Origin of the sequence: Streptomyces milbemycinicus (assembly GCF_002154605.1) — a bacterium.
GTDB lineage: Bacteria > Actinomycetota > Actinomycetes > Streptomycetales > Streptomycetaceae > Streptomyces > Streptomyces milbemycinicus.
Genome location: NZ_MUNE01000074.1, coordinates 1 through 25369 on the forward strand (window position 1 = coordinate 1; position 25369 = coordinate 25369).

The window sequence follows — 25369 nt, forward strand, 5'->3', positions numbered from 1 at the left end:
GGCCCGTAGGGGGAGCCGGGAGGTGGTCCGTACGGGTGGCTCGGCGGTGGGGACCCGTACGGGGAAGCAGGTGGCGGGCCGTACGGGGGAACTGGCGGCGGGCCGTACGCGGAACCCGGCGGCGGTCCGTATGGGGGAGCAGGCGGCGGACTGTACGGGAAGTTCTGCGGTGGCGGGCCGTACGGGCCGCCCTGGATCGGCTGGTTGTCCGGCGGCCGCTGGCCGTCCGGGCGCGTCGGCTCCGTCATGAACTCCCCCGTGTGTTGTGTTGTCGAGATCGCCGCCGCGACGTGATCGACCCCGCTGCGACAGCCGGGGTTCAGGTCTTGCCGTCCGGGCTGAATGCCACCATCTCAAGAGAGTTGGGACAGGTAAAGGTGGCCGTGGACGGGTGGCGGCGTTCCACAGCCTTATGGGCCCGTCCAGTTGAGCGATGGCCAGGATCTGGTTGTCCGGGCCCCACTGCCCCGGGGGCCGTCAGTCCCGCGCCTCAAGGCTCTCGCGTACGAGACCGGCGGCCCAGGGCGCCCCCTCCGTCGGCCATGACGCGACGAGTCGGGTGAGCAGGGCCCGGTGGTCCGCCAGCCGGGGCTCGTCGGTGAGGCCCAGGGCGGCCTCGGCCTGCACCTCCAGTTCCCCGCACCCGGTGGCGCGTACCAACTCCTCGGTCGCCGCGTCGCCCGGGGCATCCCGCAGCGATCCCAGCGCGCTGGTGCGCTGCGATACGGGAAGGCTCACGTCGCGGGCGAGGGCCCCGAGGGTGCTGATCAACTCCCCGTCCGCCGTGTTCGTTTCGTAGAGGAACCCGCTGACCGTGTACAGGGCGCAACTGCGTACCTCGGGGTCGGCGGCCTGCCGCAGGATGTCGGCGAACAGCGCCGCGTCGCCCGGCTCCCAGGAGCGCGCCACGCGCAGCGCGTGCAACGCGCTCAGATGGCCGGCGCCGGCCGGCGACGAGGGCCGGTGCAGCGCCTCGCGGGCGCGGGCCAGCACCCTCGGCGCGTCGACAGCGCGTGCCTGCTCGCCGAAGTGACGCTCCAGGCCCTTGTCGTGGTACCAGTGGTCCAGCGCGATGCCCACGGCCACCTCCTGACCGCTGTCGAGCAGTGTGCGGAGCGCGTGGTGGTACGTCTCCTCGTCGCTGGGCGCCCGCAGTTCGCGGTGTGCGCGGTAGAGGTCGGGGTCGGCGAGCCGGTGGTCTTCCCAGTGGATGCTGTGCATGCCCCCGAACACCGCCCTGCGCACCAGGTCGGCGTCATGCGCGGAGGACATGACCTCAACCGGCCAGCCCTCCACCGTCTCTTCGAGCAGTTCACGATGCTCGTCGATGAGCTCCGAGCGGGACAGCCGCCAGGCCGCCTGGACGTGGATGTCCCAGTTGTCGCTGGCCAGGGCCCGCAGCAGCAGCGGGTTGGCCTCGGGGCCCAGCGCCTCGCCCAGCACGCGGAGTGCGGTCTCGTGGTGGCCGGACAGGGACGGGTCGAATACGAAGCGGCTGACGAGGTCGACAAGTCGATCACGATCGGGTCCGTCGGCCGTACGGTCGTCCGGCGTCGTCTCGGCCGCGCCGTCGTCTGCTTCCTCTGATTCCTCTGCTTCGTCCGCTTCATCCGTGTCCAGCACTCCGTACGCGACCCAGAGCGCCTTGTGGCGCACCTCGTCGTTGGTGGCCCGCTCCAGCACCTCGGCGATCCGCCTCGCGTCTGATGGTTGCGGCCAGCGGGCGCCGATCGCGTTCAGCGCGCTGATGTGGTTGGCGGCCTCGCCGGTACGCGGACTCAGCTCGGGCGGCGACGGCGGATCCCCCAACACCTCCCAGGCCCGCGCGACCACCTCGGGTGCGTACGCCTCGATCTCGTCCTCGTGGAGGAGGTGGCTCAGCCCCTGCCAGCTCTGGAAGTAGTCGAACGCGATGCCCACGGCCACCGGGTTTCCGCTGTGCAGCAGGGTGCGGTAGGCGCGGTGGTAGGCATCCACGCTGCCGGTGGGAAACATCAGCTCCGCGTGGGCGCGTTCGAGCTCCGGATCGCCGTCCAGCCGGGCCTCTAGCCAGTAGATGCTGTGAAACCCGGTCAGCGCCTCCCGTACCAGGCTCGCCGGGTATTGCGCGTCCTGCGGCCAGGTGGCCGCCAGCCGCTCGACACGTTCCCGGTGGTCGTGGAACCGGCCGTTTGTGGTGAGCCCGAGGGCACCGTAGACCTGCATCCGGTGCTCGCCCGACTCGGTGGCGCGGACCAGGAGGGCCGTCGCCTCGGGGTCGTCGGCCTCGAACACCGCGTGCAGGGCCTCCGTGCGTTCCCTCACGTCCGCGAGGCTTTCGTCGAAGGCCACGGCGCCGAGCGCGGCGACCAGCCGCGGGCTCGGCGTCTCGGCCGCGGCCAGCGCGGTGGTGGCGGCCGAACAGGCGGTGGAGCGCACATTGGCGTTGGTGGCGAGGGCCAGGGCGTCGGCGATGAGGTCGACGTCGGCGGCTTCGGCGAGGTTCATCATCGCGTTCAGCGCGCTCGCGTGGTTGGCGCCCGCGGAGGTGTCCTCGTCCTCAAGGGTCGGCGGCTGGCGGAGCAGTTCGCGGGCCACGGCGAGTACGTCGGGCCCGTACTGCGCGACCGCGCTCTCGCCACCGAACCGGGTCAGCGCCCCGGAGTACTGGAAGTGGTCGAGCGCGATGCCCGCGGCGACGGTGTGTCCGCTGTGGAGCAGGGTGCGGAAGGCACGGAGGTACGCCTGCCCCTCGGTGGGAGCCATCAGCTCGTCGTGCGCCTGCTCCATTTCCGCGTCGGGCAGTTCGCAGCCTTCCCAATGGAAGCTGTGGAAGCCGGCCACCATGTATCAGCATCTCCTCTCCGGGGCCACCGAGCCTATCCCGTTGCAACGGGGCCCAGTTGTCGGTCACTGCTGCTGGAATGGGTCCCACACCCGGACCGAGCAACTGCAGGGGAGCCGTATGACCAGCCCGCAGAACCCGCAGATCACCGCACTGCTGCAGCAAGTGGCGCACAGCATGGCCAAAGGGGCGCCCCCAGGGTGGCAGCGGGCGTCGATCAGCGCTCGGGCCGACCGGCACGCCATCGGCGGCCACGGGGTGGTCAGTGTTCTCGCGAACGGCAGAACACGCCCCGGATCCATGCGGACACCCAAGCAACTGAAGCGGGTTTTCGAGCTGGACGGCACCAGGGCCGCCGAACTGACCATCGAGGTGGTGGTGTACCCCGACGGCCGGTTCGAGGCGCTGACCAGCCGGGCCATCGTGCTGCAGCCCCAAGGGCCGGGCCATGTCTACGTATTGCGGCCCGATGTCCGGCCTCCCGACGCCGGAGACATGCAGTCCGGGCCCGCGGACCCGACACAGGCCGGAGATCCGCAGGAGGCGGTGCGGCTGCTGTGGGCGTATCTGCGCAAGCGGGCCGAGATCTTCGGCTGGGAGCCGGGCCGCCTCGAACACTTCGAGGACGTGCTGCCCGCCCCCTGGAACGCCGAGGAGATCGAAGACTACGAGCGGAAGCTGGGCGCGCCACTTCCGGACGACCTGCGCGCGCTGTACGCCGTGGCCGACGGCGACGGCGGGGACAGCGGTGCCCGGCTCTTCGACCGCCATATCTGGCTCGACCTCGACCAGTTGGTCTCCTTCCGCCACGCGGACCGCTGGTGGGCGGCGGGTGACACCTGGCAGTACCACACGCTCGGTTCGGTGCGCTCCGATGGTCTGCCGCAGGCCAGGGCGCGGTCCTCGGCCGATCGCCCCGGCTGGATCATCTTCGCGGAGAGCACCGGCGGCGACTTCCTGGCCGTCGACATGGATCCGGCCGAAGGCGGCCGTCCGGGCCAGGTGATCCGGGTGGGTCTGCACCACGACGACGGCCCCGTGTACGTGGCCGACTCGGTGACCGAGCTGCTGCGGCTGCAACTGGCGGCGCTGGAGCGTGGCGACTACGAGTGCGACGCCGCGTCCGAGGAGCTTCGGATCGACGCCGGGCTGCCGGAGCTCCCCGGCGACACCATCGAAGACGCGGACGGCGAAAAGGACAGCGAAAGGCACAGCGAGGAGGGCGGCGGACCGGAGGGCGCGGGCGCGGCGTCGGAGGCACCTGTCCACCACGCGCACGTGACCTGCGACGCGGAGCTGTCGCCGCTGGCGGGACAGCCCACGCTCGCGGCCGTGACGGTGCGGTCGACCGAGCCCGTAACGCTGGCCCCGCTGCGGGACTGCCCCCAGCTGTACGGGTTGGATCTGTCCGGGGCGGCGGTGCGCGACGTCGAGGTGGCCGCCCGGATACCGGGCCTGCGGTATCTGGCGATGCGCCCGGAGCAGTGGCGGGAGCTCATCGAGCGCGCCGGGCCGCCGCCCGCACTGGCCGCCGCCGTGCTGGCCGGCGTCTCCTCGGACGTCTCCTCGGACGTCTCCTCGGACGTCTCCTCGCCGGAGACACTGGCCGAGTGGGCGGCCGGCCTCGGCGGCGACCAGGGCGACATCCGCTACTACACCGGCCGACTGCCCGGCCAGGCGCCGGACCACGCGCCGGACCACAGGTAGGACCGACGCAGGGGGCGCGGGGGGCTACGCCGCGCAGCCCCGCAGAGCGAACGCGATGGTGGCGCCCAGGCCCTGCTCGACCTCTTCGGCGGGGAGCGTGCCGTTCGCCGCCAGGGTGGCGAAGCCGTGTATCGCGGCCATGACCGGCAGCATGATGCCCTCCACCGGCCCCGGGCGCACCTCGTCCCTGCGTTGCCCTTCTTCCACCAGTCCCGTGGCGAGCGCTGCCAGCCGCTGCGAGCATGCGATCAGCTCCTTGGACGCACGCGGTTCGTGCTTGGCCGAGTACATGAGCTCCAGCAGGGCCGCGTTGTCCGTGGCGAAGCCCACGTAGGCGCGCGCGACCGCGCCCAGCCGGTCGGCGAAGGCATCGCCCGACTCCCGCGCCGCGGTCAGCGCCCCCAGGAAGCGGTCGAATCCCTCCAGGGCCAGCGCGTCCAGCAGGGCCTGCTTGTCCTTGAAGTGGCGGCTGGGCGCGGCATGGCTGACTCCGATGTCACGGGCCAGCTCCCGCAGCGACAGGGCGGCCGGGCCCTTGTCGCGCAGCGTCTGCTCGGCGCGTGTCAGCAGCGCGGTGCGCAGGTCTCCGTGGTGGTACGGGCGGGTCTTCATGCCCAGCAGTCTATCCACGGTGTGACCAGCGTCTACATTGTTGGCGTTGACATCATTGTTTGCGATGCCTACATTGGTCACATGTCGAAGACCATGAACACCCCTCGCTGGAACGCCACCCGCATCCCCGACCTGACCGGTCGCACCGCCGTGGTCACCGGAGCCAACAGCGGCCTGGGCATCGCCACCGTCGATGCCCTGGCCCGGGCCGGTGCCCACGTCGTCCTCGCCGTACGGGACACCGCCCGCGGCGAGGCCGCCGCCGCGACCGTCACCGGAGCGCCCGGCACCCTGGAGGTGCGCCCGCTCGACCTTGCCGACCTCGCCTCGGTCCGCCGGTTCGCCTCCTCCTGGCAGGGCGACCTCGATCTGCTGATCAACAACGCCGGCGTCATGAACATCCCGGAGGCCGGCACCAAGGACGGCTTCGAGATGCAGTTCGGCACCAACCACCTCGGCCACTTCGCGCTGACCAACCTGCTGCTGCCGCATATCACCGACCGCGTGGTGACCGTCTCCTCCGGCGCGCACCGGATCCCAAGCAGCAACCACATCCACTTCGAGAACCTGAACCTGACGGGCGAGTACGCCCCGATGCGCGCCTACAGCCAGTCCAAGCTGGCCAACCTGCTGTTCACCCTGGAACTCCAGCGCCGCCTGACCGCGGCCGGTTCACCCGTGCGCGCCCTGGCCGCGCACCCCGGCTGGGCCGCCACCAACCTGCAGGGCAACGACGCCAGCTTCCTGCGCCGCGCGTTCATGCGGATGGGCAACCGGCTCCTCGCGCAGGACAGCAAGGCGGGCGCACTGCCGACGCTGTACGCCGCGGTCCAGGACCTGCCCGGCGCGGCCTACGTCGGACCGGACGGCCTCGGCGAAATGCGCGGCGCGCCGACGCTGGTCGGCCGGTCCGTGGCGGCCAGCGACCCGGAAACGGCCCGCCGCCTGTGGACCGTATCGGAGGAGCTGACCGGCGCCACCTTCCCCCAGCGGCTGGGCGCGGACTTGGCGAGGCCGGCCGGTTCGGCGATATAATCGATATCTCTGCGCGCGCCGGTCCTTCCTGGGGAAGTTCGACCGCGGCGGCCAAAATTCGACTCTTTCGCTCAGTCGATCGAGTTCGGTAGGCGGTCGTCGCACGAATATCGCCGTGAGGGAGGTCAGTTCCCATGGACCTCAACACCATCACCGAAGTCGTCCGGCGGCCCTCCGGCAGACCAGGCGCGGACTGGCGCGAAGGCGACACCTGGCTCGCAGGCGGAACGTGGCTGTTTTCCACGGAGCAGCCGAGCCTGCGCCGCCTGATCGACCTGACAGCGTTGCACTGGGATCCTCTCGTCCCGAGCGACGCGGGCCTCGAAATCGGCGCAACGTGCACCATCCGCGACCTGTACGCCTTTGCGCGGCCAGGCGTTGGGATCGCGGGCACCCTTTTCACGAAGAGCTGCGAGGCATTCCTGTCCTCGTTCAAGGTCTGGAACTCGGCGACCGTCGGCGGCAATATCTGCCTGTCCTTGCCCGCAGGCCCAATGATCACGCTGACGGTCGCACTCGAGGCGACGTACGAGTTGTGGGCTCCTGACGGGTCCGCGCGCACCGTCGATGCCCTCGACTTCGTGACCGGCGACAATCAGAACATTCTCACTCCCGGGGAAATCCTGCGGCGCATCGACATTCCGGCGCGCGCCCTGAGGAAACGCGCTGCGCACCGCCGGTTCACACTGACCCGCCTCGGCCGTTCGACGGTATTCCTCATCGGTACTCAAACCCCGGGAGCGAGCGACCTGGTGCTCACCGTCACAGCCGGCACGACACGGCCTGTGCGCATTGCTTTCGACACCATGCCCGATGCCCGAACTCTGCAGCAGAGCATCGACGTCATCCCCGAAGAAGTCTGGTTCGCCGATCCCAACGGGACCCCCGACCACCGCCGCCATCTGACAAAACACTTCGCCGAGGAGATTCGTCGCGAACTCATGGCCGGGGGCCCGGCATGACGTATGTCGTGAACGGCAAGAGCTTCGACGAAGAGCCGGCCCCCGGACAGTGCCTGCGCACTTTCCTCCGCTCGCTCGGCCACTATGGCGTCAAAAAGGGTTGCGACGCGGGCGATTGCGGCGCATGCACGGTGTGGTTGGACGGCGATCCGATACACAGCTGCATCACCCCTGCCTACCGCGCGGAGGGTCGTGAGGTGACGACGATCGAGGGCATCGGCTCACCCGGCGAGCTGCATCCCATGCAGCGGCAGTTCCGCGATGCCCCGGGGTTCCAATGTGGTTTCTGCACCGCAGGGATGATCATGACGTCGGCAGCGTTCACCGAGACCCAGAAAGAGAACTTGCCTCAGGCATTGAAAGGCAACCTCTGCCGCTGCACCGGCTATCGCGGGATCGAGGATGCCGTGAAGGGCGTCGCCGGCCTGGCGACAGCCGCGCCGGGAAAGGCCGTCGGGACGAGCGTCGGTGCCCCGGCAGCCGACGATGTGGTAACCGGCCGTGCCGAGTTCACCATGGACACCCACATCGAAGGCATGCTGCACCTCAAGGTGGTGCACTCACCGCACGCGCATGCCCGGATCGTCTCCATCGACAAGACCGCCGCGCTCGCGGTTCCCGGTGTGCAGCGGGTCTACACCTGGGAAGATGTGCCGCGTAAGCGTTTCACTACGGCGATCCACACCGACCATCTCGTCGATCCGGACGACACCTTCATCCTCGACAACACGGTCCGCTTCGTCGGCCAGCGCGTCGTCGCGGTCCTGGCCGACACGGTGCGGGCGGCAGAAGAAGGCTGCCGAAGGGTCGACGTGGAATACGAGGTGATACCGGCGGTATTCGACCCCGAAGAGGCAATGGCCGATGGGGCGCCACAGCTGCATGGAGCGCACGATTCATTCGTCCGCGATCCCGTCCACAACATCTTGTTCGAGATCCATTCGCATATCGGCGATATCGACGCGGGGTTCGCCGAAGCCGATGTGATCCACGAAGGCACATACTCCTCACCGCGAGTGCAACACGCGCATCTCGAGACCCACGGCTCCATTGCCTGGATGGACAACGGCCGTCTGAACGTCCGCACCAGTTCGCAGTCGCCGTCGATCGCAAAGGGAAAACTCGCTTATCTGTTCGCGCTGCGCCCGGACCAGGTCCGAGTGTTCTGCAAACGCGTCGGCGGCGGCTTCGGCGGCAAACAGGAAGTCATCTCGGAGGATCTGGTCGCGCTCGCCGCCCTGGACACCGGGCGGCCCGTCTGCTTCGAGTACACCCGCGAGGAGGAGTTCACCACCGCTTCGACACGGCATCCGATGACGTTGACGGTCAAGCTCGGCGCGAAGGCGGACGGAACACTCACGGCGTTCCAGGTCCGCAATGTGTCGAACACGGGCGCCTACGGCAACCACGGCGGCGAAACGCTGCATGCGGGCGGTGCTGCCGTCATGATCTACCGCTGCCCCAACAAAAAATACGACGCGTTCTCCGTCTATACCAACACCATTCCCGGCGGGGCACTGCGCGGTTACGGGATGACGCAACCAGCGTTCGCCGTGGAATCGGCGATGGACGAACTGGCACGCACACTGCACATCGACCCGCTCGAACTGCGACGACGCAATATCGTGCGGCCGGGCGATCTGCTCGTCGCCATGCACGACGGCCCCGAAGACGTGGTAATCGCCGAGGACGGACTCGCGAAGTGCATCGATCTCGTGGCTGACGCCATGGCCCGTACCGACAATGAGCCGCCCCCCGGATCCGGCTGGCTCGTCGGGGCCGGCGTCGCGAGTTCCGTGCATGAGACCGCGCCACCGACCGAACACATCTCCGAGGCATGGGTCACGCTCGGCGACGACCTCATGTACGAGTTGGCCGTCGGCACCGTCGAATTCGGGGAGGGTACGTCAACCGCGCATGTCCAGATCGCGGCCAACCAGCTGGGCACGACGCCGTCGCGGATTCGCCTGGTGCAATCCGACACCGACCGCACGGGATTCGACACCGGCGCCTTTGCGAGCGCGGGACTTTTCGTGGCGGGCAACGCGGTACTTCGCGCGGCCAACGCTGTGCGCGACCGCATACTGGAGTTGGCCGCAGCGCATATGGGTGTCCGCCTCGCGATGTGCTCGATGGAAGAAACGGGTGTCGTCTGCGGCGATCAGCGCATGTCGTTGGCCGAGCTCGTCGCACTGGCCCGAGCGCGCGGAGTTCGATTCACCGCCGCCCGCAAGGCCTACGGCTCACCCCGAAGCGTCACCTCCAACACGCAGGGCTTCCGAATCGCCGTCCACCGGGTCACGGGAGAGATCCGCATCCTCTACAGCGTCCAGGCGACCGACGCCGCCGTAGTGATCAACCCCGCGCAAGTCCGGGGACAGGTGGAAGGCGGCGTCGCCCAGGGAATCGGCTTCACGCTGACCGAGAACCACCACGTCGACGCGGACGGTGCCATGAGCAACCCGAACCTGCGCAACTACCGCATCCCCACCTACGCCGACATCCCTCGCACCGACGTGCTCCTGGTGGACTCGGCAGACTCCTTTGGTCCCCTGCGGTCGAAGGGGATCGCGGAATGCTGTATCAACCCGGTGGCCCCCGCGCTGGCGAATGCCCTCCACGACGCCACAGGCGTCCGCTATCGCGCGCTGCCCCTGACGCCCGAACGGATCTACAGCCGGCTCAATCAGCTCAATGAAGACCAGCCGGTGCCGAGGAACCGAGCTGCCGAGGAACTGAGCGAATGAACACCGAGAAGCTCGAGGACGCCGCGGCGACGGTCATCATCGGCCTGAAGGTTCTGCCCGGCCTTGAGCGGGAGTACGAGGCGTGGCAGCAGGGCGTCAACGCGGCCGCCGCCGAATACCCCGGATACCTCGGTGACGAGATCGCCCGGCCGACATCCCTGCAACCCGACTGGGTTGTCGTATACCGCTTCGACTCGATAGCCCATCTGCAGGCGTGGATGAACGGCGCAACCAGGCAGCGTTTCCTCGATATCGGCAGCAAATACTTTGACGGCCCCGCAACCCAGCAGGTGGTCAGCGGCCGCACACAGCCAATGGACCCTCTTGTGACCGTCGTGGTCACCCATCGCGTCCACCCGAACCAGGTCGACGATTTTCTCGAGTGGCAGCGCCAAATGAACCAGGAGGAGAGCAAATTCGAAGGCTTTCGCGGAACCGAGCTCTTCCGTCCCATCGAGGGACTTCAGGACGAATGGACCACGCTGTACCGATTCGACAACGCCGAGCACCTCGACGCCTGGCTGACGTCGTCCACGCGGCAGAAACTTCTCGCTGAAGGCCGGAAGTTCAACGACTTCAAACTGCGCACGATCGACGACTCGTTCGGCAGCTGGTTCGCCTTCGAAGAGAACGGCAAGGAAGCACCGCCGCCCTCCGAAACCAAAACCGCCATCGCGGTGTGGGTCGGCCTGTACCCGACCGTCGTACTGCTGACGCTCGCCCTGTCGCCGCTGAAGATGCCGCTCTGGCTCGGGCTGCTGGTGGGCAACCTGCTGTCGAGCTTCATCATGAGCTTCCTGACGATGCCCTACTACGTGAACCGGCTGCTCAAGCGGTGGCTGAGGCCGTCACCGGACGAATCGGCGGCGAAGGCCAACCTCGTCGGCCTCGGCATCGTCGCCGCGGTGACCGTGTTCTGGGGCGTTGTCTTCTACCTCGTGACGACCCAGATCTGGACGCTGCCCTGACGACGTCAGACCTCGCGGGGCCCCTCGTGCTCCTCGTGCTCCTCGTACGGGCTGAGCATCGTGAGGTACCGGATCTCCAGGTCCCGCTCCAGATAGTCCATGCGCCGCTCCCAGAAGCCCCGAAGGTGCGGGAGAGCCAAGTGGGCGTCGAGGTCCTTCTCGCTGCGCCATGCCTCGTAGAAGACGAATACGCCCGACGAGTCCCGGTCCTCGTGGAAGTGGTACTCCAGGCAGCCGGGCTCCTGCCGTGTCGGCTCGACGAACGAGAGCAGCAGCTGCCGCAGTTCCTCCGCGCGCTCGGGCTTGGGGTGGGCCGTGCCGACGAGGGTGAACGGCTGATCCATGGGGGCCTCCGATACGTAGGTACGATCTTTTTCGTACCTAACGGACGGTAGTGGCAGGCCAGGTATGATGCAAGTCGTACCTGGGAGGTGTTGGCGATGCCCGACGAACAAGGGCACCCCGAGCCGGCGGAGATGGAACTCGGCAAGGTCCTGTCGGCGCTGGCCGACCCCCTGCGGCGGCTCGTCGTGCGAGAACTGGCGGCCGGACCCGACGGCGAGGCGCGCACCTGCAGTTCCTTCGCGCTGCCTGTCAGCAAGGCGACGGTCACCCATCACTTCCGTACGCTCCGTGAGGCAGGGCTGATCTGCCAGGTCGACCGGGGCAACAGCCGAAAGGCCACCCTCCGCCGGGCCGATATCGAGCAGCGATTTCCCGGGCTGCTGGCACTGCTCGTGGCGGAGGGCGCGCGGGGCGACAGTCAGGCATAGCGGTCGGTGAGCTCGGCCCCGATCCGGGCCAGTTCGGCCTGGACGGAGGGTGGTTCGAGTACGTCGATCAGCGCGCCCCAGCCGGCCAGGTGTCTGGCGATGTCCAGCGGGGCCGGTGCGGCGATGCGGACCCGGGCGCGTCCGTCGTCGAGTTCGGTGTCGAGGTGGCAGTGGCGCCCGAAGTGGTTGCGCAGTACGGCCACGTACCGGGCCTCGATGAGCACGGTGGCCCAGGTGTGGGAACGCCGCTGCTCCACCTCGCCGACGACTTGTTGCCACGCGGTGGCGAGGGTGAAGTCGTCGGGGCGCTCGGCGGGCTGGTCGGTGGGGTCGGCCGTGACGATCCGGTCGACCCGGAAGGTTCGCTGCCCTCGCTCGGTGCCGGCGATCAGATACCAGGTGTCGTCCTTGTCGACCAGGCCCCAGGGGTCGACCAGCCTTTCCGTCCGTTCCCGGGCGTGGTTGTCGTAGGTCAGGCGGACCTTCCGGCGGCGGACCACAGCGTCCTGCAGCCGCTCCACCAGCTTGGGCCGGCCGCGATCCCGCTCGCCCCAGCCGACCGGGTCGGTCATGGTGGCGGCGGCTGCTGCCTCGGCGTCGGCGCGGAAGGTCTGCGGCAGCGCCCGTACGAGCTTGCGCAGCGCCGCCTTGGCCTCGGCCGAGACCGCCGCGGCCGGGCCGACGAGCAGGAACAACGCCTGCGCCTCCATGGCCGAAAGCCCGCTGAGATCGGTGCGGGCGCCCCCGACGAGCGACCAGCCGCCGCCGCGTCCGGGCTGGGGGTATACGGGGACGCCCGCCGCCGACAGCGCCTCCAGGTCGCGGCGGGCGGTGGCCACGGACACTTCCAGCTCGTCGGCGAGCTCGGCGGCGGTCACCCGGCCGCGGGACTGGAGGAGCAGGAGGGTGGCGATGAGGCGGTCGGCGCGCATGTCTTCAGCCTCGCCCATAAAGTGCTCAATTGGTGAGCACTTTAAGCCGGAGGATGGTCACATCGCCGTTCGAAGCAGGCACTGATCGAAGGAGAAGGACCCCCATGCTGCGAGGACTCACCACCGTCACCTTTTTCGCCGACGATGTCGCCGCCGCCCGGAGCTGGTACACCGATCTGCTCGGCATCGAGCCGTACTTCGTGCGCCCGGTCGAGGGGACGCCCGCTTACGTCGAGTTCCGCATCGGCGACTACCAGCATGAACTCGGCATCGTCGACCGCCGGTTCGCCGTGCCCGGCCGGTCGGGCGGCGACGGGGGCGTGGTGGTCTACTGGCACGTGGACGATGTACAAACCACCTTCGAGCGGCTGCTGTCCATGGGGGCCACGGTGCACGAGAAGCCGACCGAGCGCGGGCCCGGCTTCGTCACCGCGTCCGTGGTCGACCCGTTCGGGAACATCCTCGGAGTGATGTACAACCAGCATTACCTGGATGTTCTGGGAGCACCGGACGGCCGGTGCTGATGGACCGTACGGCAAGGATGTGACGGGTGAGCGACAAAGAACTTCTGGCCCAGCGATTCGAGGAGCACCGCTCCCATCTGCGCGCGGTGGCCTACCGCATGCTGGGCTCGCTCAACGAAGCGGACGACGCGGTCCAGGAGACCTGGCTGAAGCTGAGCCGTTCCGATGTCTCCGAGGTGCAGAACCTGGGTGGCTGGCTGACCACCGTGGCGGGCCGGGTGTGTCTGGACATGTTGCGCTCCCGCAGTTCGCGGCGGGAGGAGCCGCTGCCTGAGCAGCAGGACGGTCCCATCCGGCTGCCCGATCCGGTGGTCAGCGGCCCGGGCGGGGTGGATCCCGAGCAGGAGATGCTGGTGGCCGACTCGGTCGGCATCGCGCTGATGATCGTGCTGCAGACCCTCGCGCCCGCCGAGCGACTGGCGTTCGTACTGCACGATCTGTTCGCCGTCCCCTTCGACGAGATCGCCCCCATCCTGGGCCGCACCTCCGCGTCCACCCGCCAGCTCGCCAGCCGCGCCCGCCGCCGGGTGGAGGGGGCCGCGCCCGCCGCCGACACCGATCTCGCCCGCAAGCGCGAGGTGGTGGACGCGTTCCTCACCGCCTCGCGCGGCGGGGACTTCGACGCCCTTCTGGCTGTCCTCGACCCCGATGTCGTGGCCCGCTCCGACGGCGGCACCCTGCGGCCGAGCCTGCTGCGGCGCGGGGCGCAGGATGTGGCCTCGCAGGCCATCACCTTCGCGCGGATCGCGGAGGCCGCGCGCCCGGTGCTGATCAATGGCTCGCCCGGGGTGGTCTCGGTCGCGGAGGGGCGCGTGGTGTCGGTCATGGCGTTCACGATCCGGGGCGGCCGGATCACCGCCCTCGACATTCTCACCGACCCCGAACGCATCGCGGGGATGGACCTGGGCGCGCTGAGCGGCTGATCCGGGAGCGCGGAGCGTCGCATCCCGCCGAGAGGTCCGCCGAGATGTCCGGGCCCCTGATGTGGCCGAAAGCCGGGGGCTTAGCATAAGCCCCTGGCATGGACACCATCACTCTGTGGGCATTCGTCGCGCTCGCCGCAGCCGCGACCCTCGTCGGCTTCTCGAAATCCGCCGTCAGCGGCGCCAACACCGTCAGCCTTGCGATCTTCGCGGCCGTACTCCCGGCCCGCGAGTCGACCGGGGTACTGCTTCCCCTGCTCATCGTGGGCGACGTGTTCGCCGTCTACAGCTATCGCCGCCACGCCGACTGGGCCACGCTGATCCGGCTGTTTCCCGCGGTGGCTGCCGGGGTGGTGGCGGGCACGGTGTTCATGCTGTGGGCCGACGACACCGCGGTGCGCACCTCGATCGGGGCGATTCTGCTGTTCATGACCGGGGTCACGCTGTGGCGTCGGCGTGCGGCCCGGAAAGCGGACGAAGCCGGGAAGGCGGAGAAGGCGGGGGAGGGCCGGGGCAGCGCACGGCTCAAGGCCGGGTCGTACGGCGTGCTCGGCGGGTTCACGACCATGGTGGCCAACGCGGGCGGTCCCGTGATGTCGATGTATCTGCTCTCCGCGGGCTTCCGGAAGCTCGGTTTCCTGGGCACCTCGGCGTGGTTCTTCCTGATCGTCAACGTCGCCAAGGTGCCCTTCAGTGTCGGCCTCGGCCTGATTGACCGGGACTCGCTGCTGCTGGACGCGGCGCTGGTCCTGTTCGTCATACCCGGGGCGTTCCTCGGCAGGGCGGTCGTGGACCGGATCAACCAGCGGCTCTTCGAGCGGCTGGTGATCGCGGCCACCGTGGTGGGCGGCGCCCAGTTGCTGCTGCGCTGAGTCCACTAAGAGAGCCCGCTAAGAGGCCGCTCGTGACTCGATGAGCGCGGCGAGGCCGTCCAGGACCCGCGCCAGGCCGAAGCGGAAGGCGTATTCGGGGTTGTACGAGCCCTGGTGGGCCTCGCCCGCGGCGCTGCCCACCCGGGCCGCGAGGGGATACCGCTCGGCGTCGAAGACCTTGGCCAGCAGGGGGGCGTGGGCCTCCCACCACTGGGCGTCGGACATCGCGCTGTCCCGGCCGGCCGCCTGGGCGTCCAGTTCGGCGCGGGCCGTGGCGCGGACGAAGTCGAGCAGGAAGGTGAGCGCGGCGTCGATCTCGATGTCGTCCAGGCCCAGGCCCTCGAAGGCGGCCAGTTCGTGCTCGTACTTGGCGATGACCCCGGGGCCGAGTGGCGGGCGGGTGGCGGGCAGGGTCGCCACCCAGGGGTGGCGGCGGCACAGCTCCAGGTTTTCGCGGGCGACGGCCTCGACCCTGGCGCGCCAGGGGGCGGCGGCCGGTCGACCCGAGCAGTCGGCGCGCTCCATCTCCAGATAGGCGGTGTCCAGCATGAGGTCGAGCAGTTCGGCCTTGGCGGGGACGTACGTATAGAGGGTCATCGGCGTGACGCCGAGCCCCTGGGCCACGCCCCGCATGGTCAGCGCCTCCAGGCCGCCGGAGTCGGCGAGCGCGATGGCGGCCTGGATGACGGCGTCGACGCTGAGGCCCTGCTTGGGGCCGCGGCGGGGTGGCGCGTCCGCGGGTGCGGGCTCGCGCCACAGCAGTTCCAGGGTGCGGGCCGGGTCGCCCGCGCCGCTGCGTTCCTTGGCCATCGGTACCGTTCACCGTTCCTTGTCGTCCGAGCCGTGTTGTCCGGGCTGTGTTCTGCTCCTCCGCGGCTATTTTGTCGCGCGCTTACTCCGTACGTTGTATAGGGTACGGCGTATCCTGTTTTTCTGTTCCAGGAGGAGTAGCCGTGAACGCCACGTCCGGACCCCGCCCGGCCGACAGCCACCATCTGATCCAGGTCCGCGGAGCCCGAGCGAACAACCTCAAGGACGTCTCCCTGGACATCCCCAAGCGCAGGCTCACGGTCTTCACCGGAGTGTCCGGGTCCGGGAAGTCCTCGCTGGTGTTCGGCACCATCGCCGCCGAGTCGCAGCGCCTGATCAACGAGACGTACACGGCCTTCATCCAGTCGTTCATGCCGAACCTGAACCGCCCCGACGTGGACGGGCTGCACAATCTGAGCGCCGCGATCGTCGTCGACCAGGAGCGGATCGGCGCCAACTCGCGCTCCACCGTGGGCACCGCCACCGATGCGTACACCATGCTGCGGATCGTCTTCAGCCGCGTCGGCACCCCGCATATCGGCACATCCTCAGCCTTCAGCTTCAACAGCCCCGAGGGCATGTGTCCGGCCTGCGAGGGGCTTGGCCAGGTGTCGAAGATCGACGTCGACCAGCTGGTGGACCGCGAACTCTCGCTGAACGAAGGGGCCATCGCCGTCCCGAGCTTCGGCGTGGACACCTGGTACTGGCAGGTCATGGCCCAGTCCGGCTTCCACGACCCGGACAAGAAGCTCAAGGACTTCACCGAGCAGGAGTGGGCGGACTTCCTCTACAAGGAGTCCACCAAGGTCAAGGTCGGCTCCATCAACGTCACCTATGAAGGCCTTGTCACCAAGTTCCAGCGGCTCTACCTCTCCAAGGACCGCGAATCCATGCAGGCCCATATCCGCGCCTTCGTGGACCGGGCCGTCGTCTTCGCCGACTGCCCGGACTGCGGCGGCACCCGGCTGAGCGCCGCCGCGCTGTCCTCGACGATCGGCGAGGTCAACATCGCCCAGTGCTCGGCCATGCAGATCAGCGACCTCGCCGAGTTCATACGGGGCATCGACGACCCGTCGGTGGCCCCGCTGCTGGGCAATCTGCGGCAGCTGCTGGAGTCGCTGGTCGAGATCGGGCTCGGCTATCTGAGCCTGGACCGCCCCTCCGCCACCCTCTCCGGCGGCGAGGCACAGCGGGTCAAGATGGTGCGCCATCTCGGCTCCAGCCTGACCGATGTGACCTACGTCTTCGACGAGCCGACCGTCGGGCTGCACCCCCATGACATCCAGCGGATGAACGACCTGCTGCTGCGGCTGCGCGACAAGGGGAACACGGTGCTGGTCGTCGAGCACAAGCCCGAGGTGATCGCGATCGCCGATCATGTCGTGGACCTCGGCCCCGGGGCGGGCACGGGCGGTGGCGAGATCTGCTTCAGCGGGGACGTCGCCGGGCTGCGCGCCTCCGCCACCCTCACCGGGCGCCACCTGGAGCACCGGACGCGGCTGCGCGAGACCGTACGCACCCCGCGTGGGCAGCTGTCCATCGAGGGCGCGGACCTGCACAACCTCAAGAGCGTCGACGTGGACATCCCGACCGGGGTGCTGACCGTGGTCACCGGCGTGGCCGGCTCGGGCAAGAGCTCGCTGATCCATGGCTATCTGGCCGGGCGGGACGGGGTGGTGGTGGCCGACCAGTCGCCCATCCGCGGTTCGCGACGCTCCAACCCGGCCACGTACACCGGGCTGCTCGGCCCGATCCGCACCGCCTTCGCCAAGGCCAACGGCGTCAAGGCGGCGCTGTTCAGCGCGAATTCGGAGGGCGCCTGCCCCAAGTGCAACGGCATCGGGCTCATCTACACCGATCTGGCGATGATGGCCGGGGTGGCCTCGGTGTGCGAGGAGTGCGAGGGCAAGCGGTTCACGCCCGAGGTGCTGACGTACACGCTGCGCGGCAAGAACATCAGCGAGGTGCTGGGCATGTCGGTGGCGGAGGCGCACGAGTTCTTCCCCTCGGGGCAGGCGCACACCGTCCTGGGGCGGCTGGTGGACGTCGGGCTGAGCTATCTGCGGCTCGGCCAGCCGCTGAACACCCTCTCCGGCGGTGAGCGCCAGCGGCTCAAGCTGGCCATCCACATGGCCGAGAAGTCCTCGACGTACATCCTGGACGAGCCGACCACCGGACTGCACATGGCGGACGTCGACAAGCTGCTGGCCCTGCTGGACCGGCTGGTCGACGACGGCAACACGGTCATCGTCATCGAACACCACCAGGCCGTGATGGCCCACGCCGACTGGCTCGTCGACCTCGGCCCGGGCGGCGGCCACGACGGCGGACAGGTGGTGTTCACCGGCACCCCCGCCGACCTGGTGGCCGGCGCTGACACACTGACCGCCCGCCATCTGCGGGAGTACGTGGGGGCGTGAGGCCGTGCCCGCGGCTGATGTTCTCGGCGGTCAGCGTGGGGCGGTGAGCCGGAGCCGGTAACGGACCGCGGGCCGCCCGTTCAGCTCGATGTCCTCCACGGCCGTGAACCCGCTGCGCCGGAGCACGGCCGTGGAGGCGGGGTTGTCGAGCGTGGCCGCCGCGATGAGGGCCGAGAGCCCGTACGAGTCCGCGGCCAGCCGGCACACCTGCGCCACCGCGGCCGTCGCGACACCCCGGCCCGTGGCCCGCTCGCCGATGCGGTAGCCGAGCTCGGCGGTGTCCTCCAGGACGTCCACCAGATTCACCCGGCCGATCAGCTCTCCCGCCTCGTCCAGGACCACATGGAAGTGGCACAACCCGGCCTCCTGCTCGTCGAGCAGGAGCTGGTGGCGGGAGGCGAACTCCGTGAAATACGTGTCACCCCGGTCCGGGATGGACCGCGCGAAGTACTCCCTGTTCTCCCGCTCGAAAGCCAGCAGGGCCGGTGCGTGGTCCGCCCGAAGCCGCTCCAACCTGACCATGATCATGTCCGCGAGCATACGGGGCGGGGGGCCGTACTCAGTGCCGGCGGTCTGCCGGCGTCGTATCTGTCGGCGTCGTATTCGGCGCGTTCTTCGCGCGCTGGGGAGTGACCATGTCCAGAAGCACCATCGCGTCGTAGTCCGGGGTGTCCGGCTCGGCGATGTACACGCCCAGCCGCTGGCCGGGAGTCCCCTCCAGGTGCATGGCCTGGAAACCGAGGGTGATTTCGCCGACGTGCGGATGGTGGAAGGTCTTGCGCGTGGCGGCCCTGCGGCCCTTGACCTCGTAGCGCTCCCACAGGCCGGCGAAGTCCGGGCTCTTGAGCAGGAGCTCGCCGACGAGGCCCGCCAGATCGGGGGCGTCGGGGTCGGTCCCGGCCAGGGCGCGCAGCCGGGCGACGCAGCCGCGGATCTGGTTGTCCCAGTCGGTGAACATCTCGCGGGCGGCCGGGTGCAGAAAGAGATAGCGGGCCAGGTTGCGCTGTTTGGCGGGCCAGTCGCCGATGCCGGCGTACAGCGCCAGGCCGCCGGGGTTGCAGGCGAGCAGATCGAGGGTGCGGCTGGCGACGTAGGCCGGGTTCGGGCGCATGGTCTCCAGCAGCAGTTTGAGCTGCGGCCGTACGGTGCGGCTGGGGGCGGCCGGGAGCTCGGGCGCGTACCGGGCGGCGCGGGCGGCCAGCTCGCGCAGGTGGTCGCGCTCGTCGTCGTCCATGCGCAGGGCGCGGGCGAGGGCGTCGACCACGGATGGGCTGGGCCTGGTCTCCTTGCCGCGCTCCAGACGGGTGTAGTAGTCGATGCTGACTCCGGCGAGGGCGGCGAGCTCTTCGCGGCGCAGACCGGGAGTGCGGCGCAGACCGGGGCCGGGGGTCAGACCGACCTGATCGGGGGTGACCTGGGTGCGCCGGGCGCGCAGAAAGAGCCCCAGCTCCGTACCGCTACCGCTACCGCTACCGCCACTGCTGTGCTGCTGCTCACCTGCCATGTTGTCCAGTCTCACAGCGCGCGGGCCCGGACGGGAGGCGGGTGAGGGGCCGTGTCACACCCTGGAACGGCGCTCCCCGGCTCCCCGGCTCCCCGGCTCTCCAGCTCCCGGCTCCCTGGCTCAGGCGGGCGCCGGGCCGGTGCTGCGGCGGACGACCAGCTCCGTGGGGATGTCCACGCGGACCCCGGGCTCGGGCGCCTGGTGGAGCTGGTCCAGCATCAGGGCCAGACAGCGGCGGCCGACCTCGGCGAAGTCCGTACGGACCGTGGTCAGCGGCGGCAGCAGATGCGCGGCCTCGGGGATGTCGTCGTAGCCGACCACGCTGACGTCCTCGGGCACCCGGCGCCCGGCCTCGTGCAGCGCGCGCAGCACGCCCACCGCCATCTGGTCGTTGGACACGAAGACCGCGGTGACCTCCGGGCGCTCGGCCACCCGGCGGCCCAGCTCATAGCCGGAGTCCGCGCTCCAGTCGCCGAACAGCGGCTCGGGCGCGACGGCCCCCGCGTCCTTCAGGGCCGCCCGCCAGCCGTCGAGGCGGGCCTCCGCCGCGATCCAGCCGGCCGGTCCCGCGATATGCCAGACCGTACGGTGGCCGAGGCCCAGCAGATGCTCGGTGGCCTGGCGGGCGCCGGACGCCGAGTCCCCGGCGACGACCGGGACCCGCTCCCCGAAGCTCTTGTCGAGGGTGACCAGCGGGATGTCATGGCCCGACTCGACCAGGGTCTGGCCCACCGAGCGCTGCGGCGCGATGGCGATCACACCGTCCGCGCCCTCGCCGAGCAGCCGGTCCAGCGCGCCCGCCACGGACGCCTGGTCGGTGGCGGTCAGCGCGATCGTACTGACCAGATAACCGGCCGACTGGGCCGCCTCGTTGATGCCCGCCAGGGTGGCGGCCGGGCCGAAGCGGGTCGCGTCGAAGGAGATCACGCCGAGCATCCGGCTGCGCCCGCTGGCGAGAGTGCGGGCGCTGGCGGTCGGGCGGTAGCCCAGCTCCCGCATCGCGGCCCGCACCCGCTCGCGGGTCTCCTCCCGGACGCTCGGGTGGTCGTTGAGCACCCGCGAGACGGTCTGGCCGGACACCCCCGCGAGCCGGGCGACGTCCGCCATCAGAACCCTGGAGCCGGCCGTGCCCCGGCGGCGCCTGGTCCGGACGGGCTCCGCCATACCGGGACTTCCTTCCTGCTGCCCTGCTTGCTGCGTCTCTGCCTGCTGCGTCTGCCCCTACACCCTAGGCCCCGGCAGCCGGTGGCGGCCGAGGGCTTCGCGCTGGGGCGGGGTCAGCCACTCGGGCCGGGCGGCGACGGCGTACGTGTCGGCGGCGGTGCGCCGGAGCGCGACGGGACAGCTGACGTCCGGCTGCTCCTCGGCCGCGCGCAGCGCGTCGGCGAGGCGGTCCGGGGGCCACCCCAGCGCGGTGGCCAGCTGCTCCGCGGTGAGCGGGGCGCCGGTGTGGACGAGCGCCGCGAGCACGGTCAGTACGTCGGCGGCCAGGGCGGCGTCGGGGCCGCCGGACATGTTGTCGCTGAGGCCCGCGAAGAACTGGCGCATCTGGTCCAGCCGGGCCCCGGCGGGTGTTCCGGCATCGAAGAGGTCGACCCCGCGCCGCGCGGCCTGAGCCCACATCTCGGTCGTCCGGGCGCTCGTCGTCCACGACCGGATCCAGACGTCGTCGTCGATGACGTACAGCTCGCGCCGCGTCCCCGGGGCGCGTTCGCGGCGTATCAGCTCCAGCCCCTCGAGATAGCCGATGGCCTTGGACACCGACGCGGGGCTGACCCGCAGTTGCCGGACCAGTTCGGCCGAGCCGAGCCGGCCGGAGTCCGTGGTGAACAGCCGGGCGAACACGCGGGCCACCATGCGGGGCAGCCCCGTCTGCACCATCAGTCCCGCGAACTCCTCGGCGAAGACGCGCACCGCCTCGGGGTCGCGCCCGTCGGCGCTGATGGCGGCCGGGGACTCCGGGCGCGGGGGCGGCCCGGGGCGGCGCGAACGCCGCTCGGTGGCCTGGTGAGCCCGGTCGGCCCGGTAGCCGTCGGGTCCGCCGTTGCGGGCCACCTCCCGGCTGATGGTCGACGTCGGCCGGCCGAGCCGCCGGGCGATCTCGGCGTAGCCAATTTCCTCGGCGAGCCCCGAGGCGATGTCCTGGCGGTCCCCGTGGGTCAGCCTGCCTCCCGGCATCGGTGCGCCTCCCGTGGTTGTCGATGGCCGGTCCAGTATGCGTTCACGATCAGCTCATTGCAACGAGAGACCCAGAAGCGCGTTGCATTTGCCGTCAATTTCATTGCAACGAGCCTTGAGAGAGTTGGTAGTTGACGTTGACGGTTTATAAAACGCAACGTAGCTTTCTTGTCGTTCAAACGCATGGAGCGAGGTGACATGAAGACGGCGGCACGCGAAGAAACCGCGCTCGACGTCGACGGGCTGCGTATGCGGTACGGCACGGTCGACGTCCTGCACGATGTGACGTTCCAGGCGCGCCAGGGGGAGGTGTTGGCGCTCCTCGGGCCGAACGGGGCGGGCAAGACCACCACCATCGAGATCCTGGAAGGCTTCCGGACACGGTCGGCGGGCCGGGTCCAGGTGCTCGGCGCGGATCCGGCGCAGGGCGACGAGCGGTGGCGGGCGCGGGTGGGGGTGGTCCTGCAGTCCTGGCGGGACCACGGGAAGTGGCGGGTGCGTGAACTGCTCGCCCACTTGGGCGGCTACTACGCCGCGTACTCCACCGCGGCGGTCCGCAGGCCGTGGGACCCGGACGAACTCGTCGCGGCGGTCGGCCTGACCGAGCACGCGGGCAAGAAGATCAAGACGCTGTCCGGCGGCCAGCGGCGCAGGCTGGACGTGGCCATCGGCATCGTGGGCCGTCCCGAGCTGCTGTTCCTGGACGAGCCCACCACGGGCTTCGACCCCGAGGCCCGGCATGAGTTCCACGACCTCGTCCACCGCCTCGCCGCGGACCACGCGACCACGATCCTGCTCACCACCCACGACCTGGACGAGGCGGGCAAGCTCGCCGACCGCGTTCTGATCCTGGCCGGCGGGCGGATCATCGCGGACGGCTCGGTGGCCGAGCTGGCGCGGCGGATCGCGGGCGAGGACGAGGTGCGCTGGACGCGTGGCGGTGAGCGCTTCACGGCGTCGACCGCCGATTCCACCGCCTTCGTACGCGGGCTGTTCGGCCGGTACGGCGAGGCGATCGGCGAACTCGAGGTCCGGCGAGCCTCGTTGGAGGACACCTACCGGGCGCTGGTCCGGCAGAGCGAGGACGCGGCGGGGGTGGGCCGATGAACCCCGGAACCGCGGCGCTGCGGGCGGGCTGGAGCCGCGGCGTGATCGAGCTGCGGCAGTCGTTCACCAACGGCGCCGAACTGCTGTCCCATCTGCTGTGGCCGGTGCTGATGCTGACCGCCATGTACTTCATGCGGGACACCACACTGGGCGGCGGACTCCTGCTCGGCAGCATGGCCCTGCCCAGCATCCTGGGGATGAACGCGGCGCTCGGCATGGTCACCATGAGCCAACTGCTCACCGCCGACCGCGAGGACGGAACCCTGCTGCGCGCCAAGGCCACCCCGCACGGAATGCGCGGCTACCTCGTCGGCAAGGTCGTCTCGGTGGCCGGCGGACTCCTCGCCGACCTCGCCATCCTGCTCCTCCCCGGGCTGCTGCTCATCGACGGCCTGGCCGTCGGCAGCCCGGACTCCTGGCTGACGGTGGCCTGGGTGCTGGCCCTGGGCATGGCCGCGACCCTGCCGCTGGGCGCGGTGCTGGGCTCGGTGTTCCCCAGTGCGCGCGGCCAAGGTCTGGTCCAGGTGCCGGTCCTGGGCCTGATGGCGATCTCCGGCATCTTCTACCCGGTCACCGCGCTGCCGGAGTGGCTGGAGTGGGTCGCCCAGGCGTTCCCCATCTACTGGCTCGGTCTCGGTATGCGGTCGGCCCTGCTGCCGGACGCGGCGGTCGACATCGAGATCGGGGACTCCTGGCGGCACCTGGAGACCGTCGGGGTGCTGGGGGCCTGGGCGGCGCTCGGCCTAGCCGTGGCCCCGGTCGTACTGCGGCGGATGGCCCGCCGGGAGTCGGGGTCGAGCGTGGCCGAGCGCCGCGAGAAGGCCCTGCGGCGGGTCGGATGAGACGGACCGGACCGAGCCGGCCCGGCCGCGCTACGGCTTCTCGCCCACCCGGTCGCCGAGCGGAGGCCGCCCGGCGGTGGCGGCGGAACGCGGGTCGGTGTCGGCCGGGCGCGTGGCCGTGGCGCGGATCAGCCAGCCCGTCGTGGCCAGGCAGATCGCCGAGACCGCGGCCAGGATGAGCGGTACGGACCGGATGCCGGACAGTTCGATGGCCTTGCCGAGCGCCGGGCCCGCGGCCACGCCGCCGACCATGGACGCCGCGATGACCAGCGCCCCGGCCCGGCGGGCGCGCGGGGCCGCGTCGTTCAGCCAGGGCAGGCCGGTCGGGAAGATCGGCGCGATGAACAGGCCGACGCCCGCGTATGCGTACGGGGCCAGCGCGGGCACCGCGGCGAGCAGCAGGCACGCGGTCATGCCCGCGCAGCTGACCACGATGATCGACCGGGCGGGCCAGCGCAGCGCGAGCGGCGCGACCAGGAACCGGCCGACCGTCATCATCAGCCAGTAGACGGAGGTCGCGGAGGCGGCGGCGGTCGCGCCGTAGCCGACGGTCTCCAGGTGGGTGGGTTCCCAGCCGCCGACGCCCGCCTCGATGCCGACGTGCAGGACGTACAGGAGCACGAAGGCGCCCAGCACGGTGGCCAGGCTGCGGGACCGCGCCCGCGCCCGCCTCGCGTCCACGCCGTCCGCTTCCGCGGCCTCGTCCGTACGCGGGGGTGCCTCGTCCCGCACCCCGGCCAGGCACAGCAGCAGCGGCAGGGTCAGCACGGCGAAGCCGAGGAAGACGGCGGTGTAGTGCTCCGCCCCCACCAGGCCGATCAGCGCCGGGCCGAGGATCGCGCCGATGCCGAAGTGGGCGTTGAGGATGTTGAGCATGGCGGTGCTGCGGCGCCCGAACCCGACGGCGAAGAGCTGGTTCAGGCCGTAGTCGATGCCGCCGAAGCCGAGCCCGGCCACCAGCGCCATGGCGAGGGCGGCGGGCCACGTGGGCGCGAGGGCGAAACCGGCCGCGCCGACGGCCATCAGCAGATACGAGCCGCCGAGCAGCTTGCGGTTGCCGATCCGGGCGGCGGGACCGGCGCGGCCGACGAGCCGGCCGAAGAGCCGGTCGAAGACGAGGACGCCCGCGACGCCGCCCACGAAGTGGGCGCTGAGGCCGAGTCCGGCGGTGGAGGGGGAGAGGCCGTACTCGTCGCGGAAGGCGGGGATCGACGGTCCGTAGAGCGCCTGCAGCGCGCCGATCAGGATGAAGCCCACGCAGGACGCGACCACGGCGGCGCGGCTGAACAGCGGCGTCCGGTCAGGGGCCCGGTCAGGGGTCCGGTCGTCGGGTCGGGGGAGCGGATGCGTGCTCGGAGGCTGGTCCACGACGGGAGTGTTACCGCTAACATTTCGCCCGTCAAGGCATTTGCCGCGGCGCGGGGCCCGCTGCGGGGGGCGGGGCCCGCGCCCCGGGGCGGGCCCTCGCACACGTTTGCGCCGCCGACCGCCTCGGGTACAGTGATCGCGGCTTCAGTAGCAACGACCGAGGAGGTGAGACCCATTACCGCTGTGTCAGGTCGGGTGCTCTCATCTCACGGCCGTGCGGTCCCTCAGGGATAGGTGACCGCGGGAGCGCCCACAGGCGTT

The 25369-nt window shown here is 70.2% G+C and carries 22 protein-coding genes and 1 pseudogene; 12 read left to right on the plus strand and 11 right to left on the minus strand.

Annotated features, from left to right (window positions below; all coding sequences use genetic code 11):
* A pseudogene (locus tag CCN51_RS55720) lies at positions 1 to 248 on the minus strand (hypothetical protein); the annotation flags it as partial.
* A gap of 229 nt (positions 249 to 477) precedes the next feature.
* A complete protein-coding gene (locus tag CCN51_RS06835; protein ID WP_014180881.1) occupies positions 478 to 2826 on the minus strand; it encodes a hypothetical protein in 2349 nt (782 codons plus the stop codon).
* 118 nt (positions 2827 to 2944) lie between these two features.
* Between CCN51_RS06835 and CCN51_RS06840 the strand changes: the two genes are divergently transcribed.
* On the plus strand, positions 2945 to 4531 hold the full coding sequence (locus CCN51_RS06840; RefSeq protein WP_158104650.1) for an SMI1/KNR4 family protein: 1587 nt from the start codon (positions 2945 to 2947) through the stop codon (positions 4529 to 4531).
* 24 nt (positions 4532 to 4555) lie between these two features.
* Here the strand turns inward: CCN51_RS06840 and CCN51_RS06845 are convergent, their stop codons facing one another.
* Positions 4556 to 5143, minus strand: coding sequence for a TetR/AcrR family transcriptional regulator (locus tag CCN51_RS06845; RefSeq protein WP_014180883.1), 588 nt, complete (start codon positions 5141 to 5143; stop codon positions 4556 to 4558).
* Between the two features lie 81 nt (positions 5144 to 5224).
* On the opposite strand from CCN51_RS06845, the gene CCN51_RS06850 reads away from it, so the two are divergent.
* The 4 genes from CCN51_RS06850 (at position 5225) to CCN51_RS06865 (ending at position 10855) form a co-directional block, all read left to right on the plus strand.
* Positions 5225 to 6178: an oxidoreductase gene (locus tag CCN51_RS06850; RefSeq protein ID WP_014180884.1), complete on the plus strand. Its 954-nt coding sequence runs from the start codon at positions 5225 to 5227 to the stop codon at positions 6176 to 6178.
* A 134-nt stretch (positions 6179 to 6312) separates the two neighbouring features.
* Complete coding sequence (locus tag CCN51_RS06855; RefSeq protein WP_014180885.1) at positions 6313 to 7140, plus strand: FAD binding domain-containing protein; 828 nt, start codon at positions 6313 to 6315, stop codon at positions 7138 to 7140.
* Entirely contained in the window at positions 7137 to 9887 is a 2751-nt protein-coding gene (locus CCN51_RS06860; RefSeq protein WP_043487923.1) for a molybdopterin-dependent oxidoreductase, read from the plus strand. The genes CCN51_RS06855 and CCN51_RS06860 overlap by 4 nt, the downstream gene beginning before the upstream one ends.
* Positions 9884 to 10855, plus strand: coding sequence for an antibiotic biosynthesis monooxygenase (locus CCN51_RS06865; RefSeq protein ID WP_014180887.1), 972 nt, complete (start codon positions 9884 to 9886; stop codon positions 10853 to 10855). The genes CCN51_RS06860 and CCN51_RS06865 overlap by 4 nt, the downstream gene beginning before the upstream one ends.
* 5 nt (positions 10856 to 10860) lie before the next feature.
* Here the strand turns inward: CCN51_RS06865 and CCN51_RS06870 are convergent, their stop codons facing one another.
* Complete coding sequence (locus tag CCN51_RS06870; protein WP_014180888.1) at positions 10861 to 11199, minus strand: putative quinol monooxygenase; 339 nt, start codon at positions 11197 to 11199, stop codon at positions 10861 to 10863.
* Between the two features lie 96 nt (positions 11200 to 11295).
* Between CCN51_RS06870 and CCN51_RS06875 the strand changes: the two genes are divergently transcribed.
* Positions 11296 to 11628 (plus strand): ArsR/SmtB family transcription factor, encoded by a 333-nt coding sequence (locus tag CCN51_RS06875; RefSeq protein WP_014180889.1) that lies wholly within the window; start codon positions 11296 to 11298, stop codon positions 11626 to 11628.
* Here CCN51_RS06875 and CCN51_RS06880 read toward each other — a convergent pair.
* Entirely contained in the window at positions 11619 to 12578 is a 960-nt protein-coding gene (locus CCN51_RS06880) for a helix-turn-helix transcriptional regulator (protein ID WP_014180890.1), read from the minus strand. The two genes, CCN51_RS06875 and CCN51_RS06880, sit on opposite strands and share 10 nt — an antisense overlap.
* A gap of 86 nt (positions 12579 to 12664) precedes the next feature.
* On the opposite strand from CCN51_RS06880, the gene CCN51_RS06885 reads away from it, so the two are divergent.
* From CCN51_RS06885 to CCN51_RS06895, 3 genes are all read left to right on the plus strand, one after another.
* On the plus strand, positions 12665 to 13084 hold the full coding sequence (locus CCN51_RS06885; protein WP_014180891.1) for a VOC family protein: 420 nt from the start codon (positions 12665 to 12667) through the stop codon (positions 13082 to 13084).
* Between the two features lie 26 nt (positions 13085 to 13110).
* Positions 13111 to 14007, plus strand: a complete 897-nt coding sequence (locus CCN51_RS06890; RefSeq protein WP_014180892.1) for a sigma-70 family RNA polymerase sigma factor — start codon at positions 13111 to 13113, stop codon at positions 14005 to 14007.
* 98 nt (positions 14008 to 14105) lie between these two features.
* Complete coding sequence (locus tag CCN51_RS06895; protein WP_014180893.1) at positions 14106 to 14879, plus strand: sulfite exporter TauE/SafE family protein; 774 nt, start codon at positions 14106 to 14108, stop codon at positions 14877 to 14879.
* Between the two features lie 18 nt (positions 14880 to 14897).
* Here CCN51_RS06895 and CCN51_RS06900 read toward each other — a convergent pair whose 3' ends face one another.
* Positions 14898 to 15689, minus strand: a complete 792-nt coding sequence (locus CCN51_RS06900; protein ID WP_014180894.1) for a TetR/AcrR family transcriptional regulator — start codon at positions 15687 to 15689, stop codon at positions 14898 to 14900.
* Positions 15690 to 15874: 185 nt separating this feature from the next.
* Between CCN51_RS06900 and CCN51_RS06905 the strand changes: the two genes are divergently transcribed.
* Complete coding sequence (locus CCN51_RS06905) at positions 15875 to 18109, plus strand: ATP-binding cassette domain-containing protein (RefSeq protein WP_043492152.1); 2235 nt, start codon at positions 15875 to 15877, stop codon at positions 18107 to 18109.
* A 30-nt stretch (positions 18110 to 18139) separates the two neighbouring features.
* On the opposite strand, the gene CCN51_RS06910 is transcribed toward CCN51_RS06905, so the two are convergent.
* The 4 genes from CCN51_RS06910 to CCN51_RS06925 form a co-directional block, all read right to left on the minus strand.
* On the minus strand, positions 18140 to 18631 hold the full coding sequence (locus CCN51_RS06910; protein WP_043492153.1) for a GNAT family N-acetyltransferase: 492 nt from the start codon (positions 18629 to 18631) through the stop codon (positions 18140 to 18142).
* A 37-nt stretch (positions 18632 to 18668) separates the two neighbouring features.
* Positions 18669 to 19613 carry a helix-turn-helix transcriptional regulator gene (locus tag CCN51_RS06915; RefSeq protein ID WP_014180897.1) on the minus strand — a complete coding sequence of 315 codons (945 nt, stop codon included), beginning with the start codon at positions 19611 to 19613 and terminating at the stop codon, positions 18669 to 18671.
* A gap of 120 nt (positions 19614 to 19733) precedes the next feature.
* Complete coding sequence (locus CCN51_RS06920; protein ID WP_014180898.1) at positions 19734 to 20777, minus strand: LacI family DNA-binding transcriptional regulator; 1044 nt, start codon at positions 20775 to 20777, stop codon at positions 19734 to 19736.
* A 57-nt stretch (positions 20778 to 20834) separates the two neighbouring features.
* Positions 20835 to 21791 carry a GbsR/MarR family transcriptional regulator gene (locus CCN51_RS06925; protein WP_014180899.1) on the minus strand — a complete coding sequence of 319 codons (957 nt, stop codon included), beginning with the start codon at positions 21789 to 21791 and terminating at the stop codon, positions 20835 to 20837.
* 198 nt (positions 21792 to 21989) lie between these two features.
* Here CCN51_RS06925 and CCN51_RS06930 point away from each other — a divergent pair, with 198 nt between their 5' ends.
* Positions 21990 to 22898: an ABC transporter ATP-binding protein gene (locus CCN51_RS06930; protein WP_014180900.1), complete on the plus strand. Its 909-nt coding sequence runs from the start codon at positions 21990 to 21992 to the stop codon at positions 22896 to 22898.
* On the plus strand, positions 22895 to 23740 hold the full coding sequence (locus CCN51_RS06935) for an ABC transporter permease (protein ID WP_014180901.1): 846 nt from the start codon (positions 22895 to 22897) through the stop codon (positions 23738 to 23740). Before CCN51_RS06930 ends, CCN51_RS06935 begins: the two co-directional genes overlap by 4 nt.
* Positions 23741 to 23770: 30 nt before the next feature.
* Here CCN51_RS06935 and CCN51_RS06940 read toward each other — a convergent pair whose 3' ends face one another.
* Entirely contained in the window at positions 23771 to 25030 is a 1260-nt protein-coding gene (locus CCN51_RS06940) for an MFS transporter (protein ID WP_078610985.1), read from the minus strand.
* Between the last annotated feature and the right edge of the window lie 339 nt (positions 25031 to 25369).